The organism is Oscillospiraceae bacterium (genome assembly GCA_015068525.1).
Lineage (GTDB): Bacteria > Bacillota > Clostridia > UMGS1840 > HGM11507 > SIG450.
The window spans coordinates 87,725-108,866 of sequence record SVKJ01000003.1 but is presented as its reverse complement, the minus strand read 5'-3'; the positions used below and the strand labels follow the sequence as shown (position 1 = coordinate 108,866).

Sequence of the window (21,142 nt, the reverse complement as noted above, 5' to 3'; positions counted from 1 at the left end):
TATATCATCCCCTTTTTTCTTTCTTTCTTAATTGCCCGCAGGCAGCATCTATATCGGAGCCAAGTTCTCTTCTTATTGTCGCATTTATATTAAATCCCGTAAGCCATTCTTTAAATCTGTTTGCGTTTTCAGGTTTTTTAAATCCTGTTTCCCGCACTTCATTGACAGGAATAAGATTAACATGTGCAAGCATTCCTTTAAGCAGTCTTGCGAGAATTTTAGCGTCTTCATAAGTATCGTTGAAATCTTTTATCAAAGTATATTCAAAAGATATTCTTCTGCCTGTATATTCAGTATATTCCTTAAGACATAACATCAATTCCTTAATATTATATTTTTTATTTACAGGCATAATTTTACTTCTCTTTTCGTCAGTCGGAGCATGCAGAGAAACAGATAATGTAATAGGCATTTTTTCTTCCTTTAACATATTAATTTTCGGAACAAGTCCGCAAGTTGATAAGGAAATATGCCTGTATGACAAATTAAGACCAACAGGATTTGTCACATTCTTTAAAAATTTTATAACATTATCATAATTATCAAGAGGCTCTCCCATTCCCATAAGTACAACATGGGAAATCCTTACTCCCATATCTTTCGATGCAAAAATAATCTGATCTAATATTTCTCCGCCGGTTAAATCTCTTTCTTTTCCGTCTATGGTAGAAGCACAAAATTTACATCCCATATTACACCCTACCTGAGTGGAAACACAAGCAGATACACCATGTTTATAAGTCATAACTACAGTTTCAATATAAGTTCCGTCAGTGTTTTTAAAAAGATACTTTACAGTTTTATCTTTAGAAACCTGTTTTCTTATAATTTCAGGAACACTTATAAAAAAATCTTTTTCAAGTTCTGCTCTTAAAACTTTGCTTAAATCAGTCATTTCTGAAAATGAAAAAACACCAAGAGAAAGCCACTTAAAACATTGTTTTGCTTTAAATGCAGGTTGATTTTTATTTAAAAAATATTCAGTTAATTCTTCTAAAGTTAAGTCCTTTATATTTCTTAACAAAATACCAACTCCAATCCAAGTCTAATTATAAATTATTATAAGTAAAAAAGCAAGTTTTTTTAAAATTATATAGAAATATAAATAATAATATAGTATAATAATGTAAAATAATAATTTACGAGAGGATGTTTACTTATGGGTTTATTTTCATTTTCATCATACGGTCCCGGAAGAGGTGTCAGAAAAGACGAAAGAAAACTTAAAAGACCTTTTTTATTTTTCTACTACTTATTTTTTAATTTTTTCAAAATTGTAAAATTAAGTATGCTGTTTTTGGTTACTTGTATCCCTGTTGTTACAATAGGTCCTTCTATATGCGGACTTACATATATTTCACAGTGTTTTACGGAAAACAACCCCGTTTTTCTTATATCAGACTATTTTGAACACTTTAAGAAAAATTTTTTTAAGAGTATATTTGCATTTTTCTTATCTTTGATACCTGTATTCTCATTCATTCTGGTATTTATAAACTTAAAAACTGTACCTCATTTTTCATATTTTACAATGCCTTTATTACTTGTAAACCTGATTGTTTTAATGATGAGTTTTTATATATATCCTTTACTTGTTTTTTATGATATTCCTTTTTTTGCTGTTTTAAAAAACTCGTTTATTTTTGCGCTTATAAAACTTCCGCTTAACCTTTTTGTTGCGTTTGTTGTAATTTTAATAGTGGCTCTGTCTTTTGGTTTTATACCACAGATTGGCTGGGTGCTTGCTCCATTCTTTCTTACTTCGTTTATAAATTATTTTACTACCTATTCAGTATGGCCTGCGATTAAGAAAAATATGGAAGAATAAAGGGGATGTTAAAAAACTCCAGACCGCAAAAAGTGAGATATATCAATATGTTAGTACCCAAATTTTTAGGTTGTAATAACAAGGTAAAGATTTTTAAAAAAATCTTTGGAATTTATACTTTTTGCTATGAACGAATTTAGCCACTCGACGTACTTAGTACGCCTTCGGGTGACCCAAAATCAAGAATTTTGGCTAAATTCGTCCATTCTGAATTTTTTTCCCTATCCCCTAAAGAGAGGGTGTTTAAAAATTGACTTTTTTGAACATCTGATGGTAAAAAGAAAAATTGAAAGGAATTAATAATTATGGCAAAAGATACAGTTTTTTTCTGCTCGGAATGTGGATATAAATCATCAAAGTGGCTCGGAAAATGCCCTGACTGCAACTCGTGGAATACATTCAATGAAGAAAAACTGATAAAAGACTCAAAAACTAAAAAATATACCGTTGTATCCAATGTCAAGCCTTTAAAAATTGATGAAGTTCCTGTAAACAAGGAATTAAGAATTACTACAGGAATTAAAGAACTTGACAGGGTTTTAGGAGGCGGAGTTGTCATCGGTTCGGTTAATTTAGTCGGTGGCGACCCAGGTATTGGAAAATCCACGCTACTGTTACAAATGTGCAGAAAAATAAAAGATGATGTATCGGTTTTGTACTGTTCTTCCGAAGAATCAGTTGAACAAATTAAGTTAAGAGCAAACAGATTATCAGACGGTAATAAAAATATTTTTATTACCTCAAAAACAAGCATTGATTTAATAATTGAAGATTTAGAAGAAATAAAACCTCAAATTGCAGTTATCGACTCTATACAAACAATTTTTTCCGATGAACTTGATTCTGCACCCGGCACAGTATCTCAGATAAGAGAATGTACTCTTAAAATAACGAGATTTGCCAAAGAAAATAATATAACTGTTTTTATTGTAGGACACGTTACTAAAGACGGTGCTCTGGCTGGCCCTAAAGTATTAGAGCATATGGTTGACTGCGTTTTACAATTTGAAGGAGAAAGATATTCTAATTTCAGGATAATCCGCTCAGTTAAAAACAGGTTTGGTTCAACAAATGAAATAGGCGTATTCGAAATGACCGACCAAGGATTAAAAGAGGTTGAAAATCCATCAAATATGTTCTTGGAGGGAAGACCGAAAAACGCTTCGGGAACTGTTGTTATCTGCTCTATGGAGGGTACAAGACCAATACTTGCTGAAATTCAGGCACTGGTTACAAATTCAGCATTTGGTAATCCCAGAAGAATGGCAACGGGGATTGACTTTAACCGTTCCAATCTTGTTCTTGCTGTTTTAGAGAAGAAAACCGGACTGAATCTTGCAAGTCTTGATACTTATATAAATGTTACGGGTGGTCTTAAAATATATGAGCCTGCATGTGATTTAGGGATTGCAGTTTCCGTTGCATCAAGTTTTAAAAACAAGCCAATTGATGATGATTTGGTTGTTTTTGGCGAACTTGGTCTTACGGGCGAAGTAAGAAATATATCATTTTTAGAAAAAAGAATTACGGAGGCTCATAAATTAGGTTTTAAAAAATGTGTAATTCCTTATACGCAAAACAACATTTTTATTGAAGGTTTGGAAATAATAAAAGTAAAAAATATCATTGAGGCATTTGGAGCCATTTTTTAACAAACGAGGTGAAATATTTGATTGACAACGAACTGATTAAAAAAGCACAAGACGGGCATATTGAGTCCTTTGAAAAGTTAATAGAAAAATATCAGACCACAGTTTACAATATTTCACTTAAAATGTTAAAAAATGAACACGATGCTTTTGATGCATCTCAGGACGCACTTTTAAAAGCATATAAATATATTTCTAATTTTAAAGGAAATTCCTCTTTTTCAACCTGGCTTTATAAAATAACCGTTAACACCTGTCTTGATTATATAAATAAAAATAAAAAGAATAACTTTACAATTTCGCTTGAACAAACCGTATCCCCAAAAGACAATGAAATACCTATACAGTTTGAAGATAAAAAGCAAAATGTTGTGGGAAAAGTTTTGGAAAACGAAAGGCAAAAAGTTTTATATGAAGCACTTGATAAATTAGATAATATTCAAAAAGAAATGATTATTCTTCGGGATATCGAAGGTTTTTCTTATGAAGAAATTGCAAAAATAACCGATTTAAACTTAGGAACTGTTAAATCAAAAATATCCCGTGCAAGACTTAAATTAAAAGAAATTCTTCTTAAAAACAAGGAACTTTTCCTTTCAATTTTAGTCATATTTATTATAAGATATTTTAAATAATGACTGGAAAGGAGTATAATATGAAAAAGAAAGATAAAATATCTTTGCTAATGTTTAAAAAAGCAGATAATACTATCAGCGAAAAAGAACTTAATAAACTTAACAAATATCTGAAAAAGCACAGCGATTTAAATGAAGAATATGTACTTATTAAAAATATTAAAGACGAACTTAAAAATCAGAGTAACTCTCCCCTTCCATCTGATTTTAAAGTTAAATTAAGAGAAAAACTTGTTGATTACAACCTTAACAATGCACCTTTAAAAAGCAAAAAGAACTTATTTAAAATTAATATTACAGCAACGGCTGTTTTAGCAGTATTCTTAATTGCATTTTCATTCGGAATTAATTATAATCCTCATGAAAAAATGCAAAACAAAGAGGTTATGCCATCTAATAATTATAAAACATCTCAATCTATTGAGGATAAAGATATTAGTAAGTCAACAACTGAAAGTTTAAATAACGAAAATTCTAACAACAAAGAAAGAATTATAAACGAGGATAAAAGCAGAACTTCAAATCAACCTGTTCTTTTTAATAACAGTACAACTAAGCCACAAGAAAAACTGCCTGAAAATAAAGAAAAAGAAGAAAACACACCTTCTATCGCAAACCAGGAACATAAAATTTCAGAAACAGAAGTAAGCAGCGAATCACTTAATGATAAAACTTCTGATAACGAAACAGCAAACGCTTCTGGCAACGAAAATATTCACAGTGGAGGCAACGCCGGTGGTGGCGGAGGCGGAAGCAGTTCAGGCGCTGGTGCTTCAGGCGGCAGTGGTGGCCAAGGCAGTATGGCAACTTCCCCGATATACGATTTTTCCCACAGTGTAGAAAATATTGTAATTATAACAAACTGCGATAATTCACTCTTTAACGATATTAAAATGGAAGAAATAGAAAAAAACATATTTAAAATTGATATTAAAGAATATACCAATGTTATTAATATCCTTAACGATATTCCTTATGAAATTAAAAATTTCAGTGAAGAAAACACCTTTAAACCTTATTTTCATCTTGTGAACAAACAGTAACGAAAGAAAATTTGTAGTGCTAAGTGCATGACTGTCGATAAAACGATAGTCATGCACTTAGTCTATAAAGATATTTTGTAAACAGTGTCTCAAAATGCACTAAAAAGGGTTTGCCAATTACATACATTTTACTGACTGCCTACAAGTGAGGTGGTTTTTTTTATGCGAACGAATATCATGGGTATATTCTATTACACAATAAAAAAATGCGATTAAAAAATCGCATTTTTTAAAACAACAAGGTTTTTACTTGTAAAATATTTATTTGTTAAAATTATAGTGAACATGAAGAAGTTCGTGATTTCTATCTTTCAAAATACCTTCATATAAGCCAAGAGCAGCAGGATTTTCTTCAGAACGTTTAATCTGAGAGTTTCTGTCTGCATTGTAAAGACCTTTTGCACGTTGTTTTTTCTTATGTTTTGTATTATGAGGCTGACCGGCACCGCCAACACATCCGCCGGGACATGCCATAACTTCAACCAAGTCGTAATAAACTTCATTGTTTTCTATTTTCTTAATAAGTTCCTGAGCATTTCTAAGTCCATGAACAACAGCAATTTTGATTTCCTTATCTCCGACTGTAATTGTGGCTTCTTTAACATCATCCATACCACGCACACCACAAAATTCGATTTCACGAAGAGCATTGGTTGTTTTTTCAGGGAAGCATCTTCTGATAACTGCTTCTGCAACACCACCTGTTGCACCGAAAATAACACCTGCTCCTGAACCTAAACCAAAAGGCATATCAGGTGCTTCATTTTCAAGTTCCATAAACTTAATTCCGCTTTCTTTGATCATTACTGCAAGTTCGCTTGTAGTAATAACGCAGTCAATATCAGGAATATTATCTCTTGTAAATTCTTCTCTTCCTGCTTCAATTTTCTTAGCTGTACAAGGCATAACTGCAACAACAAATGTTTCTTTGCCATCTTCCTTATCGATAGGTTTATAATATTCTTTAAGAACGGCACCAAACATTTCCATCGGAGATTTACAGGTTGAAATATTATCAGTTAATTCAGGTTTTCTCTTTTCAATATAATTTACCCAACCCGGACAGCAAGAGGTAAACATAGGGAATTTACCACCATTTTCAAGTCTGTTAAGGAATTCATTTGATTCTTCAATAACAGTTAAGTCTGCACTTAAGGTTGTATCAAAAACTTCATCTACGCCCATTCTTTTAATAGAAGCAACAAGTTTTCCCAAAACATTTGTTCCAATCGGAGCATTAAACTCTTCTCCGATAGCAACTCTAACTGCAGGAGCAATCTGGAAAACAACTCTCTTGTTTTCATCATGAATAGCATTCCAAACTTTACCAATTTCTCTTTTAACGGTTATAGCACCTGTAGGACAAACTGCAGCACACTGCCCGCAGCCTATACAATCTGTATCTATAAGATTTCTGTTAAAAGCAGGAGTAACTTTAAGTTCAGAGCCTCTGTATGTAAAGTCAATAACTCCCATACCCATTATTTCGTCGCAAACACGCACACAGTCGCCACATAAGATACATTTACTTAAATCCCTGTCAATAGAAGGGCTTGTTTCATCATGAGGAAGTTCACCTCTTGTATCTGCAAATCTTACCTTATTAATACCGAACTGAACAGCAAGTTGCTGTAATTTACAATTGCCGTTTTTAGTACAGATAGTACAATCTCTGCAGTGAGCAGCAAGAAGAAGTTCAAGAATCATTCTTCTGTGTTTCAAAAGTTTTTTAGTGTTTGTTTTAATCTTCATACCGTCACGAGGTTCCATAGAACACGAAGCTTCTATTCCTCCCCATTCATTTTCAACAACACACATACGGCATGCGCCATGAACTGATAATTCTGAGTAGTAGCAGAAAGTAGGAATTTCTATACCTGCTTTTCTTATAACCTGAAGAACATTTTTTTCTCCGTCAAAAGCAACTCTTCTGCCATCTATATACATAATTCCCTTAGCCATAATTACCCCTCCTTAACTGCATTAAAGGCACAATTATCTACACAAGCACCACACTTGATACATTTTTTCGTATCAATAGTAAACGGTTGTTTGATTACGCCTGATATAGCATTTACAGGGCAATTTCTTGCACATTTAGAACAGCCTTTACATAAATCTTTATCGATATAGTAATTTTTAAGCGCCTGGCAGTCGCCTGCAGGACATTTTTTATCAACAACATGTGCAATATATTCATCTTTAAAGTATCTTAGTGTACTCTGCACAGGGAAAGAAGCAGTTTTTCCAAGACCGCAAAGAGCAGTACTTGAAATAGTATCGGATAATTCCCCAAGCATTTCAACATCTTCAACAGTACCGTTACCTGCAACAATTCTTTCTAAGATTTCAAGCATTCTCTTTGTACCTTCACGGCAAGGAACACATTTACCACAAGATTCGTTTTGAGTAAAGTTCATAAAAAATCTTGATACTTCTACCATACAGGTACTGTCATCCATAACAACAAGACCGCCTGAGCCTATCATAGCGCCAACTTTTTTAAGAGAGTCAAAATCCATCGGTAAATCAAGATGTTCATGCGGTAAACATAAACAACCTCCCGAAGGACCGCCTATCTGAACTGCTTTAAAGTTCTTACCGTTTTTAATACCTCCACCGATATCAAAAATAACTTCTCTAAGTGTTGTTCCCATAGGAACTTCGATAAGTCCTGTATTAACAACGTTTCCTGTTAAAGCAAATGCTTTGGTACCAGGACTGTTTTCAGTACCTAAAGTTTTATACCAATCTGCACCATTTGCGATAATAAGCGGAACATTTGCAAAAGTTTCAACATTATTTAACACTGTTGGTTTACCGAACAAACCTTTTTCAACAGTTCTTGGAGGTTTAACACGAGGCATACCTCTTGAACCTTCAATAGACGCTGTAAGAGCACTTCCTTCTCCGCAAACGAACGCTCCGGCACCTTTATTTACATGAATATCAAATGAGAATGAAGAGCCAAGTATATTTTTACCAAGCAATCCTGTTTCTCTTGCTTTTTCTATTGCAATATTAAGTCTTTTAACTGCGAGAGGATATTCCGCTCTTACATAAACATAACCTTCAGAAGCACCTGTTGCAATCCCTGCAATCATCATACCTTCTAACATCTTATGAGGATCGCCTTCCATAATACTTCTGTCCATAAATGCACCAGGGTCACCTTCGTCACCATTACAAACTATATATTTCTGAGGTTCTTCCTGCCTTTGAACTTGTTTCCATTTTCTTGCAGTCGGGAAACCACCGCCCCCTCTTCCACGAAGTTTGGACAGTTCAATTTCATTACATATATCATCAGGAGTCATTTTAAACAGTGCTTTTTCCAAAGCAGTATATCCGCCTTTTGCAATATATTCTAAAATATCTTCTGCATCATTTTGACCGCAGTTTGCAAGTACCATACGGGTTTGCTTTTTATAAAACGGAATTTCTTCCTGACTCTGATATGTTTTACCATCAAGTTTATATAAAAGCCTGTCAATAATTTCATCGTGAAGAATTGTTTTTTCGATAATTTCATCACAGTCTTCAGGTTTTACTTTTATGTACAGAACACCCATTGGCTCAATTTTAAGAAGAGGTCCCATTTCACAAAAACCGTGGCATCCGCTTTTCTTTAAGCCAATATTATTTTCATGTGGCTCATGTTCTAACTCAACGCATACATCAATATTATTTTTTTCACATGCTGTTTTAATTTTATCATAAATAATAAGAGAACCTCCGGCTACACAGCCTGTCCCACAACAAACAAGAACCTTTTTCTTTTGTTTGTTCAAAGAATTTACAGCAAATTCTCTTAAATCATTTAATTCTTTCAAACTGTTTAACTTAGCCATTATTCTTTTCCTCCTCTCTGATTTTTTCAAGCATTTCTATTGCTTTTTCAGGAGTCATAGAACCGTGAACTGTATCATTTACCATAACAGCAGGTGCAAGACCGCAAGCGCCCAGACAAGACACGGTTTCAACTGTGAAGAGCATATCATCAGTTGTGTGCTTTTTATCTGAAAGACCTAATTCCTTTCTTAATGTTTCCAAAATAGGAATAGACTTTCTTACGTGGCATGCTGTACCATCGCATATTTTAATGATATATTTTCCTTTTGGTTCCAAAGAAAAATTTTCATAGAAAGTGGCTACTCCATATACCTTCGCAATACTTATATCCAAACCTTTTGCAATATATTCAAGAATTTCTTCAGGTAAATAATGAAACTCTGCCTGAAGATCCTGCATAATAGCAATAAGAGAAGATTGATTTCTGTTATAAGAATCAAGTATTTTGTCAGCAATGTTAAAATCAATTTTACTCATAATTCCCCTACTCCTTTACAAATTTTTACATAATACATTATAACACCCTTTTTTAAAATAGTAAATACTTATTTTGTTAATATTTTAACTTTTTTAAACAAAAAAACAGATGTTATTTTTAACACCTGTTTTCATACTAATATGAATTTAACACTTCTGAAATTGCTTTAGCAGTTATAACAGCCGAGTTAACCGACTCAATTAACGTATTGCCATTAGTTCCCACCTCAATTATCAAAGATGCATTTGTTGTATGCTGGTTAAATCTTTCCTGCCTTAAATTTATAGGCCGCGCAAGATTAGGTATAATGTCATTTATTTTTTCCTGACAATGCATAGCAAATTTAAGATTTTCTTTCCAGTTATTATGAGTAAGTCCCCCCTGATTTGTTCCTACAACAAACATTACCTGAGAATATTTAACTCCGTTCGCTTCTTTAACAACTTTAAAAACCTCGCCCGACTCACTTATCATTGCATCTCTGTGAACATCAAGAACAACACAAATACTTGGATACTTTTCAAGCATTTCGTTAACTGTTAAAAGCGAATTTTTATATGAGTTGTTAAATTTGGGAATATCGTGCATTTTTTCAGAATGAATAACTTCGATATTATTTTCCTTAAAAACTTTTGCCATTTCTGAGCCAACACGTACAATGTTATTATTTATATCCTGACTTCTGTCAGTCGGATTATAACTTTCGCTGCCATGAGTATGAACTATTAAAACCTGTGGTTTTCCCTTTACTTTGTTTAAGGTTAATTTTTCATTATAGAGATTTAAAAGATTTAAACTGTACGTTGTTTTGTTATCAACGATAATCCCTTTTCTTTCAAGAATATTTCCACTTTTTTTAACAGAATTTATAGTTGTTTCAGTTGCGGGATTATAAGTTATATTATCATCTTTTAAAATACTCTTAAAGATTTTAGGTATATAGTAATTATTACTTTCATTAACAAAATTATATTGTTCGCTAAGTTTGTTTTTTACCGATTTTATAAAACCAATTTTATCAGAAAAAATGTTTGAAGGTTTTTCCAGATTCTCATTAAATATAAAACTTAAAATCTTAATCAGTGTAACAGGTTTATATTCGCTCACATTTTTATTAAGGACAGGAATTTCTTTTTTTATTCTGTTTGTCGAAATGCTGTATTCAATAAGTTTATTTATAAAAATTTCTTTTTTTATATTTGTACTTATACAAATAATACTTAAAAAAACACTAGCAGTTATCGCTATATATATAATCACTTTTTTTATATTTATTACATATGCTCTTGTATGTTTCATATTATCCTCTATGGAATTAATAATTTCATTCCTTTTTTCACAACAATATTATCGTCAAGTTCATTGGCCAAAGCAATATCTTTCACTGTTGTTTTATACTTTTTGGCAATGTCCCACAAGTTTTCATTACCATCACAAAAGAAAACAGTTATACCATGTTTTTCATAATTACAGTTTGTTTTATCACATTCTATATCATGAACTATTTCCTGAGAAATATGATTTTTTATTATGATTTTATAACTTAAGTTTATTCTTAAATCTATTTCATCTGAAGAAACAATATTATAAGAAAAAGAATCAATCTGAAGTTTCAAATCGCATAATGCTTCGGAAGAATCAACATCAGTATTTACATTATATTCCAAAGGAACTAAAGATTTAGCCATACAAACTTCACCATCTGTTGATATATAGAGCATTGAAACGGCAATATTTCCCTTTATTTTTATAACTCCCGATGTTATTGTTACACTGTCCACATCTTCTTTTATTTCGAGAAGAAGTACTTTCTGAATATCTTTTAAACTATTAAAAGTTACTGTTTCTTTCAAGGAAAACTGACCTGAAAGCCTGTGATGTATTTCTTCGTAATTAAACAAATTCTTTTGAAGATTAAGATTGCTTTTAAGACTGTATGCATCAACAATAGGACAAATCAATAATTCTTCATAAGTTTTGCCTTTTATAAGTATATCACCGCATACTTTTATAATTCTTTTTTCTCCGTCACTGTTATCTCTTAATATGTAATTAAAATTACTTACAAAAACATCATAATCGAATATTGAATCCTCATTAATATCTTTCCAGTCAATAATCTCATTTATTGGTATTTCATTTGTCATAAATTGCACAGGATCGTCATCTGTATCACTTAAATAAACTGTCGAAAATAAGATATTTCCTCTTAATACAATTTTATTATTTGCAAATTTGATATCCTTAACCAAAAATTCAGGTTTGATTTTTAATATTTCGGTGATACTTGACTTTCCGACAGGAACTTCAATATTTTCATTAAAAGAAAAAGAATTTTCAAAATAAGATGCCATTCTCTCTGTTTTAATTTCTTTTGATTTATATTCTACATTTTCTTCCTCCATCTTTTCAATATATGATATTTCTTCATTGTCGTATGCGATACCATGAAAATCAATGACAGACTCGACATTTATTTTTCTGCTGTTTAACATATTTGATGAAATTTTATTTACAAAAGCATAGATATTTAATTCCATATTTTGTCTTAAATCTTTAAGTTCCAATACGCAATTAAAATTCTGTATATTCTCAATACTTTTTATACTTTTTGAATCATCAGATGAAATATAAAGTATAGTGATTTTAACATTTCCGTTTATAACTACCCTATCCTGCATTATTTCTTTTCCCGTTATATTAACAAGTCCGTCTGTGCTTACTATAGTTGCAATATCAGGCTTTGAATCAGGAACAATGATATCCCATTCATAATTCTTTGTTTGTGCTGTTTTTGAAACAGTTTTTAAAATGCTCATATTTTCTTTTTGATATTCCATTTTTCTTAACCTCCAGGATTTGTTTTTTTACTAAATAATATGATGGACAAATCTTAAATATTCAAAATTTATAGAATTATATTTTTTAAAAAACATATATTTGTTTTGAGGTGTGTTATATGTTTTATGTTATAAATAAAAAAAGTATTATTCTTACCTTTTCTTTAATGTTCGTTTTTATTATGAGTTCCTTTATTTATAATTCATATCAGAAATCAATGGTTACATCAGTCACATCAAACGTTATAGTAATAGACCCGGGACATGGCGGAGAAGATGGTGGTGCAGTTGGAGTAACGGGCATAAAAGAAAAAGACCTTAATTTAAAAATTGCACTAAAATTAAAAGAAAAACTTTTAAATTCAGGAATAAACGTTGTTATGACAAGAGATACGGATATTATGCTTTGTGACAAAAATCAACAAAAAAAGAGAAAAAGAACGGATTTTGACAACAGAATTAAAATTGCACAAAATTATAATAATGCAATTTTTATAAGTATACATATGAATTATTTTGAAGATAATTCACAAAGCGGTGCACAAATTTTTTATTCAAAGAATAATCCCGAAAGTAAGGAAATTGCTTCTATACTCAGAGAAGAACTTAAAAATTCTCTAAACCCAAATAACAAACGGCAGATTAAGCCTTCGGGAAAAGAAATTTATCTTCTTTCAAATCTTAAAATCCCAGCCTGTCTTATTGAATGTGGGTTTATATCTAATCCAACCGAAGAGCAACTGTTGATGAGTGATAAATATCAGGAAAAAATCGCTGAAACAATAAAAAACGGATTATTAAAATACTTTTCTTAATAAAAAAATATTGTAATCTTCTTTTAAATGTGTTAGAATATTACAGTATGAGGTGAAACTTATGATAAATAACATTTTTGATATAAATGCAAATAACCATTTAACAATGTCAGGAATCGATACTGTCGACATGGCAAAAAAATATGGAACACCTTTATATCTTATGGACGAAGATTTAATAAGGAAAAATTGCAGAGCATATAAAAAAGCACTGGAAGAAAATTATGATGACGGACTTGTACTATATGCCTCAAAAGCATTTTCCTGTCTTTATATATATAAAATTGCAAACGAAGAAGGTCTTGGAGTTGATGTTGTTTCAGGCGGAGAATTATATACTGCGCTAAAAGCAGATTTCCCCTCCGAAAAAATTTATTTTCACGGAAACAATAAAACTTACGATGAACTTGAGTTTGCTATAAAAAGCAATGTAGGAAGAATCGTTGTTGATAATATTTATGAACTTAACAATATTGACTCTATTGCAAAAAAGCTAAACAAAAGAGTTTCAATTCTTATAAGAATAAAACCCGGTATTGACGCACATACTCACGATTTTATTATGACAGGTCAGATTGATTCAAAATTTGGGTTTGCTTTAGAAAACGGCGAGGCATTTGATATTATAGAGGATATAAAAAAATGTTCAAACATTGATTTTGTCGGTGTTCACTGCCATATAGGTTCACAAATTTTTGATATAGACCCTTTTTGCAAAACTGCAGAGGTTATGCTAAACTATATTTCCGATATTAAAGAAAAGTATAATATTGAAATAAAAGAACTTAATCTTGGCGGTGGGTTTGGTATAAAATATACAAGCGAAGACGACCCGATTGAGTATGGTGAATATATAAAAAAAGTTTCTGAAGTTGTTAATTCAGTCTGCAAAGAAAAAAATATTCAAAAACCTAAAATTCTTATGGAACCGGGACGTTCAATAGTCGGCGAAGCAGGTGTTACTTTGTATACTGTCGGTGCTGTCAAAGATATTAAAGATGTAAGAAAATATATTTCTGTTGATGGTGGTATGGCAGATAATCCACGCTATGCTTTATACGAAGCAGAATACTCTATAATGATTGCAAATAAAGCAGGTAACCCACAAAATGAAAAGGTTACAGTTGCCGGAAAATGCTGTGAATCAGGCGACATTATTGCAAAAGATATAATGTTGCAAGAAACAAAAGTCGGCGATATACTATGTGTATTTTCAACCGGTGCTTATAACTTTTCAATGGCAAGTAATTATAACAGAATTCCACGTTTACCTGTTGTTATGTTAAAAGATGGACAAGATAAACTTATTGTAAAAAGAGAAACTTATGATGACATTATAAAAAATGACTTAATATAACTGAACCACTTTGTGAACCTTGTTATTCGCTGCGCTCAGAATAATAGCCCCTTTTTTAAACTCTCTTAGGAGGGGGCTATTTTAAAAAATTAAATATTTGCCCTCATAGTTAAATGGATATAATAGCCCCCTCCTAAGGGGCAGTTACAGGTTCGATTCCCGTTGAGGGTGCCAAAGAAAAAAGCCGTCGAGTCATCGACGGTTTTTTCTTTGTACTATTCATTATTTATTTGATACAAAAGGATTTTTTGATGGATAATGAAAAATCTTATTTTAATTGATATTTCATTACTACTCTTTATCAATTTCACACTTGAAGACAATTTTTACTAATTTCCAAGATTATATACTATATTAGGCTTATAATTTATTATATCATCTTTAGTTATATCAGTATTAATAAGATTGTAAATTATAACACATGCTTTATTTTTCAGAATTGTTTCATTACTTGAAAATGTAGTATTTACTGGAAGGAGTTTTGCATATTTCGCAATGGGAAAAATGGAATTTTCTCGTGTTATAATATAATCAGGGACGCCCATACTTCTTATAGCAATTTGCAACATTTCTTCATAGGTTATAATCTGGTCAGGTTTAAATGTATTGTCTTCATAACCTTTTACAATACCTGCATTATAACATTTCATAACTATATTTTTTGCCCAATGATTGGAAATATCAGAAAATACAGCATCACATTCCTTAATATCACAGGACAACGAACGAATTATCATAGTTAAAAATTCTGCTCTTGTAATCTGATTATAAAGATTTAATTCTCCGTTTTCATTACCTATTATTATCCCTTTTTCCGATAAATAGTTTATTTCTTTCTCGTAAAGTTCTGTCATATAGGAAGAATTATTAACAGGTGTTATTTTATCTTCAAATTTAATTTCATACCACTTGGAATTATCAGATACTACAATTTTATTATCAATAACATTAACCTCTGGAAAAACAGGTCTTGTTATGAACTCTCCTTTGTTATTTAAAACAGCCCATTTACGTGGCGATAACATTACAGCAAAAAAACCATCTCCCAAATGTTCGGTATTATATAATGCCTCCATACGAATTGTTGGATAAGTATGATATGTACCATCAGGGTTTAAAATTCCCACAAGTCCATTAAGCCTTACCATAAAATAACCATCACGTGAATAAAAATCTTCATATATACATGGTGCGATTTGTTTTCCGTCAGTTGTAATAATACCTATTTTCCCATTCTTCTTAAAAGTTAATAAATTATCATTGCCACTATGATGTGAACTCATTTTTTCACTTGGTTCTCTAATTAAATTTAAATTTATATCATAATAATAGTCATAGGTGTTATCCATTGCTAAATAGATATTTTTTTCTCCCATAAAAACAACTGCATTATATTTTAAAGGAATAAGAATATTGCCGCTAAAATCTATCAAACCTTGTTTATTATTTTTTGTTGCTATAACAGTATTTACACTTGTAGGGCATAAATAATCATAATCACTTTTTAACAATATATTCCCATTTTTATCTAATATATAACTTCCCTCTTCTTTTTCAACAACAAATTTGCCATTATAGTAAGTTAACTTCTCTGAAATCAAAGGCATAAGTTCATTGCCTTCTTTATCTATAACTGTATATCCGAAATCTCTTCCAACTACACACATTCCATCAATAAAACTACTTTCGCAATAATCATATTTACATTCTGCAATTATTTTCCCATTATAATCAACGAAACCATATTTATCATTAAAGTCCTGAACTCTTATTTCAAATCTGTCAGTAATTTTTGGTTGTATAACAACTTCCTTGTATATTACTGGTATAATAATTTCCCCTTTTTCATTTACAGCACCCCATTTTTCATTATCTCTAACTGCAATGTGAGAAAAATCACCATAAGGTGGATACGCAGGTCTGTTATCAGTTCCAAACTCATCCCAAATAGCAGGAATAATAATATTACCATACTTTTTCATTCCATACTTTCCGTTTTCAGAGAAAATCTCATATTTAAGTCCTTCATTAGGAATTTCCTTAACATAACTTAAATTCTCATTTGAAAAACTGTAATCAGCATAAGCAATAACATTAAATAATATAACAACAATTATTAAAGAAATAATTTTTTTCATAGCATTAACCCTCCTAAAAAATTAAAATAGAACCAGAAGTATCATAATTTGTATATTGACTGTTTGGTTTAAGAACTAAAAGCAATTCGTATTTTTCTCCTTCATTAAGCCCTGTAAATAGATACAAATTTGTTTTAGATGGCTTAACCGATGCATTAATTACCATATCAGAATTTTTTAACAGCATAATATTTATCCTCTGACTATTATCAGAATTTAAATATATTGATATACTGTTTTTAGAATCAGGGATATATGTTCCCAAAACAACAGACTCATTTTCCTTGATGGAATAATCCTTTATTGTGCAGTAATCTCTCAAATCAACAAACGATGATTTTTTTATACTCTTACCTGTTGACAAAACGTCATTTAGCAATATATTTATATCAGTACCCGGAAGAAGCGATTTTGTTGTGGCTTCCGGATTTTGAATATTTTTGACAGGTACACTTTCATATGAGGTATTTAATTCTTCTACATGTTCAGTGGTACTTTCCTCCTTTAAAATCTCTTTTGTGATTTCTTGTTCTTTTTTTGGTATCTTAACTTTTTTTGTAATGTTATTTTCCTGATATGTATGTATATTTTTTTCAACAGCTGTAATATTTTCTACAATAGTTTCTACTGATTCTTCACAAACTCCTGTTGTCAAAGTTAGAAATGAAAGACTTATGATTAAAAACACTAATATAATAATACTAAATATGCTACTTTCTTTATAACTTGTTATTCTCTTAATTCTTTTTTTAATTTGTTTTTCAGAATCAACAACGTTTAAAATCTTTGGAGTGAAAGTTTTAGAATACTCTTCAAGCATTGAAATAAGAAGCAAACCATATCTTTTGTGTTCGGAAGGCTTAATCTTAGCCAAAGTATTCTCATCAGTTGAAAACTCTATATCTTCCCTTATAAATTTTGTGATTATATGTATAACAGGATTAAACCAATGTATTACCTGTATAAAAGTAACAAGATAATTTACGAATATATCTTTTCTTTTATAGTGGGATAGTTCATGATAAAATACATATTCAATTTCTCTGTCTTCATAATTTTGCAACTTATCTGTTATAAGTATTTTTGGAAAAAACAATCCAAAAAGAGAAACACTCTTTACAAAAGATTGATTAACAAGTATTATTTCCCTTTTAACCTTCATATTTTTCTTACAGTTATTAAAAATATTATAAATTCGTTCGTTAACAGGCTTATGATATGTCTTTAATTTTATGTTTAATATTACATTAGATATTAAAAGCCATAAACATATAATGATAAAGCCTAAAAACCATATAAGTGGAAAAATATTTAAATTTGAAGTTCCCGTATGCACGGAAGTTCCCATATTGTCTAAAACAATTTCTTTAAAATTGTTTGCGTTATAAAAAAATTGTTCATTAAAAACACTTACCTTACTCTCAGGTCCGTTCGGCAAAAAGATTTTTATAATAAAAATAGACCACAAGAAAGTTTTAAATTTATAAGGAATAATTTTATTTGTAAATTTACTTACTAAAAAGATAATAAAACCTACAATACTTCCATGTACGCTGGAAGTTAAAACAAAATCAAATATCCTGTTTATATTCATTTTGTTTTTCCTCCAAAATTTTCCTTAGTTCTTGTATATCACTTTCAGATAATCTTTCATTCTTTATAAATGAAGAGAGCATCAAATTCAAAGAACCATTATATAATTTTTTCATAAAACTTTTATTAGCATAAGATTGATATTCCTCTTTGGTAATATTAGCAAAATAAATGTAAGATTTTGCATTAATTTTATCAGTTTTGATTGCTCCTTTCCCAACCAATCTTGTTATAAGTGTTTGTATTGTTTTAGGTTTCCATTCATTTGTTTTTTCAATTTCATTAACTATCTCTTTAGCAGTCGCTTCCCCTTTTTCCCACAATACTTTCATAACTTCAATTTCTGCCTCTGATATTTGAGGTATATTTTTGTTCACTCTTAATTCCTCCTTTATTTTAAAAAATGGATTACATTTGTAAGTTATTTTTATCTTACACTTGTAATCCATTTTTGTCAATACTTATTTATAAAATTTGTAAAGAATTTTTTGTATTTATATCAATTATTTCCCCATTTTTTCCAAATCGTTCTTACGGATTTCGACTCTTCTTACTTTTCCGCTGATTGTTTTTGGAAGTTCATCTACAAACTCAACTATTCTTGGATATTTATATGGAGCAGTATGTGTTTTAACATATTCCTGAATTTCTTTTTTCAGTTCATCTGTTCCGTTAGTTCCTTTTACAAGAACAATTGTTGCTTTTACAATCTGCCCTCTTACTTCATCAGGAACAGGAGTTATTGCACATTCTAATACGTAAGGAAGTTCCATGATAACGCTTTCGATTTCAAAAGGACCGATACGGTAACCTGATGATTTGATTACATCATCAATACGACCAACATACCAAAGATATCCATCTTCGTCCATTGTTGCCTGGTCTCCTGTATGATAATATCCATCATACCATACTTCATTTGTCTTATCCTCATCAAGATAATATCCTATAAACAAACCACAAGGTGTTCCCTCTTTAGTACGGATGCAGATTTCGCCTGTATCTCCGACTTTACATTCATTGCCATCGGGATCAAGAACAACTACATCATAAAGCGGACTTGGTCGTCCCATAGAACCAATTTTAGGTGTTGAACCAACAAAGTTTGCAATAGATAATGTTGTTTCAGTTTGACCGAAACCTTCCATAATAGTAAGACCTGTTGCTTTCTTGAACTGATTGAAAACTTCAGGATTTAATGCTTCGCCTGCTGTTGTTGCATATTCGATAGAAGAAAGGTCATATTTTGACAAATCTTCTTTAATGAAGAAACGATACATTGTAGGTGGTGCGCAGAATGTTGTTATATGATATTTTGCAAACATAGGTAAGATATCTTCCGAATGGAATCTGTCAAAGTCATAGGTAAATGTTGCCGCTTCGCACAACCACTGACCATATAGTTTACCCCAAAGTGCTTTACCCCAACCGGTATCAGAAATCGTAAAATGAAGTCCGTCAGGGTTTACATTATGCCAATGTTTTGCTGTTGGATAATGCCCAAGTGCATATTTATATGAATGTGTTGCAATTCTTGGATATCCTGTTGTACCCGATGTAAAGAGCATAAGCATCGGATCGTTACCGCATGGAGTATTTTCAGTTCTGTAATAATGAGTACTGAAACGTTCCATTTCTACATTAAAGTCATTCCATCCATCTTTCTTACCGCCGACTAAAATTTTAATCATATCAGGAAATTCTTTTGCGGCTTTTTCTGCTTCAGTTGACACATCTCCATCTGCTGTACATACTACTGCTTTTACTTTTGCTGCTTTATATCTATAAGTAAAATCGTGTTCTACAAGTTGATTGGTTGCAGGGATTGCGATAGCACCGATTTTATGAAGCGCAAGCATTGCAAACCAGAACTGATAATGTCTTTTAAGTACAAGCATTACAGTATCGCCTTTTTTAATTCCAAGTGATTCAAAGTAATTTGCAGTTTTTGCCGAATATTTTTTCATATCGCTGAAGGTAAATTTCCTGTCAGTTTTATCGTTTGCAACCCACATCATAGCAAGTTTATCAGGATTTTTCTTTGCGATAGCATCAACACAATCAAATGCGAAATTGAATGTGTCATCATTTTTAAATTTAATACCGTTAAATACGCCGTTTTCATCATAAGAAGATTCAATAAATTTATCTGCAACCGTTTGGTAATTTGCTTTTTTATCAGAAACCTTAGAAACAGTAACCGGTACTTCAGGATATTCTTCGCTCACATTACCATCCTGAGGATTTAATACAACTGCATGGAATTCACAACCACCCTCGCTTACTGCAATCATACCATGAGGAATTGTACTGTTATAAAAGATTGAATCGCCTTCATTTAAAACATCTATATGGCTTCCTACCTGAACTTTAAGTGAACCTTTAACAATAACATCAAATTCCTGACCTTTATGTGAACTTAATTTAAGAGGTTGATTTTGTTCTTCTTCAATATAAGGAAATTTAACTAAAAATGGTTCTGCTAACTTTTCTTTAAATTTTGGAGCAAGATTGTTATATTCAACGCCGTGTTTCTTAAGTATCTTCAGTCCTTCGCCTTTTCTTGTAATAGCAAAAGATTTAAGTGTTGTACTTGTACCCTCTAATAAATCAACAACTTCAACTCCGCAGGCTTTTGCACATTTATAAATAAATGTAAAACTAAAGTCTGTTTCTCCCTGTTCTAAAACCTTGTAATCTTCATAAGATACACCTGTTAGTTTAGCAAGTTCTTCCTGCGTAAACCCTTTTGCTTCTCTTAAGTCTTTAATTCTTCCTGCAACTTCTTTCAAACTGTAATCCATTGTTTTGTCTCCTTTCATTTTCATGACAAATTAGTTATTTGGTTACTAATTTGAATAAAACAAAAAACTCGCCTCAAAAACTATTGAGACGAGTTATATCAACCCGCGGT

16 protein-coding genes and 1 tRNA gene are annotated in these 21,142 nt (G+C 31.2%); 7 read left to right on the top strand and 10 right to left on the bottom strand.

The genetic code is table 11. The features are described 5' to 3' along the window. Window positions 1-4: 4 nt before the first annotated feature. The gene (gene rlmN / locus E7419_01885) at window positions 5-1,024 is read right to left on the bottom strand and encodes a 23S rRNA (adenine(2503)-C(2))-methyltransferase RlmN (protein ID MBE7013940.1); all 1,020 of its coding nucleotides are present in this window, start codon (window positions 1,022-1,024) and stop codon (window positions 5-7) included. A gap of 135 nt (window positions 1,025-1,159) precedes the next feature. On the opposite strand from rlmN, the gene E7419_01880 reads away from it, so the two are divergent. From E7419_01880 to E7419_01865, 4 genes are all read left to right on the top strand, one after another. Next, entirely contained in the window at window positions 1,160-1,828 is a 669-nt protein-coding gene (locus E7419_01880; GenBank protein MBE7013939.1) for a DUF624 domain-containing protein, read from the top strand. Between the two features lie 305 nt (window positions 1,829-2,133). Beyond that, window positions 2,134-3,480 (top strand): DNA repair protein RadA, encoded by a 1,347-nt coding sequence (gene radA / locus E7419_01875; protein MBE7013938.1) that lies wholly within the window; start codon window positions 2,134-2,136, stop codon window positions 3,478-3,480. A gap of 17 nt (window positions 3,481-3,497) precedes the next feature. Further along, entirely contained in the window at window positions 3,498-4,112 is a 615-nt protein-coding gene (locus tag E7419_01870; GenBank protein ID MBE7013937.1) for an RNA polymerase sigma factor, read from the top strand. Between the two features lie 20 nt (window positions 4,113-4,132). Then, entirely contained in the window at window positions 4,133-5,155 is a 1,023-nt protein-coding gene (locus tag E7419_01865; protein MBE7013936.1) for a hypothetical protein, read from the top strand. A 261-nt stretch (window positions 5,156-5,416) separates the two neighbouring features. On the opposite strand, the gene E7419_01860 is transcribed toward E7419_01865, so the two are convergent. From E7419_01860 to E7419_01840, 5 genes are all read right to left on the bottom strand, one after another. Then, a complete protein-coding gene (locus tag E7419_01860) occupies window positions 5,417-7,117 on the bottom strand; it encodes a 2Fe-2S iron-sulfur cluster binding domain-containing protein (protein ID MBE7013935.1) in 1,701 nt (566 codons plus the stop codon). Between the two features lie 2 nt (window positions 7,118-7,119). Next, the gene (gene nuoF, locus E7419_01855; protein ID MBE7013934.1) at window positions 7,120-9,006 is read right to left on the bottom strand and encodes an NADH-quinone oxidoreductase subunit NuoF; all 1,887 of its coding nucleotides are present in this window, start codon (window positions 9,004-9,006) and stop codon (window positions 7,120-7,122) included. Next, entirely contained in the window at window positions 8,999-9,484 is a 486-nt protein-coding gene (locus tag E7419_01850) for an NAD(P)H-dependent oxidoreductase subunit E (protein MBE7013933.1), read from the bottom strand. Before E7419_01850 ends, nuoF begins: the two co-directional genes overlap by 8 nt. A 136-nt stretch (window positions 9,485-9,620) precedes the next feature. Continuing rightward, window positions 9,621-10,784: a hypothetical protein gene (locus E7419_01845; protein MBE7013932.1), complete on the bottom strand. Its 1,164-nt coding sequence runs from the start codon at window positions 10,782-10,784 to the stop codon at window positions 9,621-9,623. Between the two features lie 8 nt (window positions 10,785-10,792). Next, window positions 10,793-12,325, bottom strand: coding sequence for a DUF3794 domain-containing protein (locus tag E7419_01840; protein MBE7013931.1), 1,533 nt, complete (start codon window positions 12,323-12,325; stop codon window positions 10,793-10,795). Between the two features lie 119 nt (window positions 12,326-12,444). Between E7419_01840 and E7419_01835 the strand changes: the two genes are divergently transcribed. The 3 genes from E7419_01835 (at window position 12,445) to E7419_01825 (ending at window position 14,671) form a co-directional block, all read left to right on the top strand. Continuing rightward, complete coding sequence (locus E7419_01835) at window positions 12,445-13,140, top strand: N-acetylmuramoyl-L-alanine amidase (protein ID MBE7013930.1); 696 nt, start codon at window positions 12,445-12,447, stop codon at window positions 13,138-13,140. 61 nt (window positions 13,141-13,201) lie between these two features. Beyond that, complete coding sequence (gene lysA, locus E7419_01830; GenBank protein ID MBE7013929.1) at window positions 13,202-14,497, top strand: diaminopimelate decarboxylase; 1,296 nt, start codon at window positions 13,202-13,204, stop codon at window positions 14,495-14,497. A gap of 99 nt (window positions 14,498-14,596) precedes the next feature. After that, window positions 14,597-14,671, top strand: a tRNA-Arg gene (locus tag E7419_01825). A 155-nt stretch (window positions 14,672-14,826) separates the two neighbouring features. Here E7419_01825 and E7419_01820 read toward each other — a convergent pair. The 4 genes from E7419_01820 to E7419_01805 are packed head-to-tail and all read right to left on the bottom strand — an operon-like array spanning window position 14,827 to window position 21,032. Then, window positions 14,827-16,635: a hypothetical protein gene (locus E7419_01820; protein MBE7013928.1), complete on the bottom strand. Its 1,809-nt coding sequence runs from the start codon at window positions 16,633-16,635 to the stop codon at window positions 14,827-14,829. 13 nt (window positions 16,636-16,648) lie between these two features. Continuing rightward, complete coding sequence (locus E7419_01815) at window positions 16,649-18,229, bottom strand: M56 family metallopeptidase (protein MBE7013927.1); 1,581 nt, start codon at window positions 18,227-18,229, stop codon at window positions 16,649-16,651. Continuing rightward, the gene (locus E7419_01810) at window positions 18,207-18,677 is read right to left on the bottom strand and encodes a BlaI/MecI/CopY family transcriptional regulator (GenBank protein ID MBE7013926.1); all 471 of its coding nucleotides are present in this window, start codon (window positions 18,675-18,677) and stop codon (window positions 18,207-18,209) included. Before E7419_01810 ends, E7419_01815 begins: the two co-directional genes overlap by 23 nt. 54 nt (window positions 18,678-18,731) lie before the next feature. Further along, window positions 18,732-21,032 (bottom strand): helix-turn-helix domain-containing protein, encoded by a 2,301-nt coding sequence (locus tag E7419_01805; protein ID MBE7013925.1) that lies wholly within the window; start codon window positions 21,030-21,032, stop codon window positions 18,732-18,734. Window positions 21,033-21,142 lie beyond the last annotated feature (110 nt).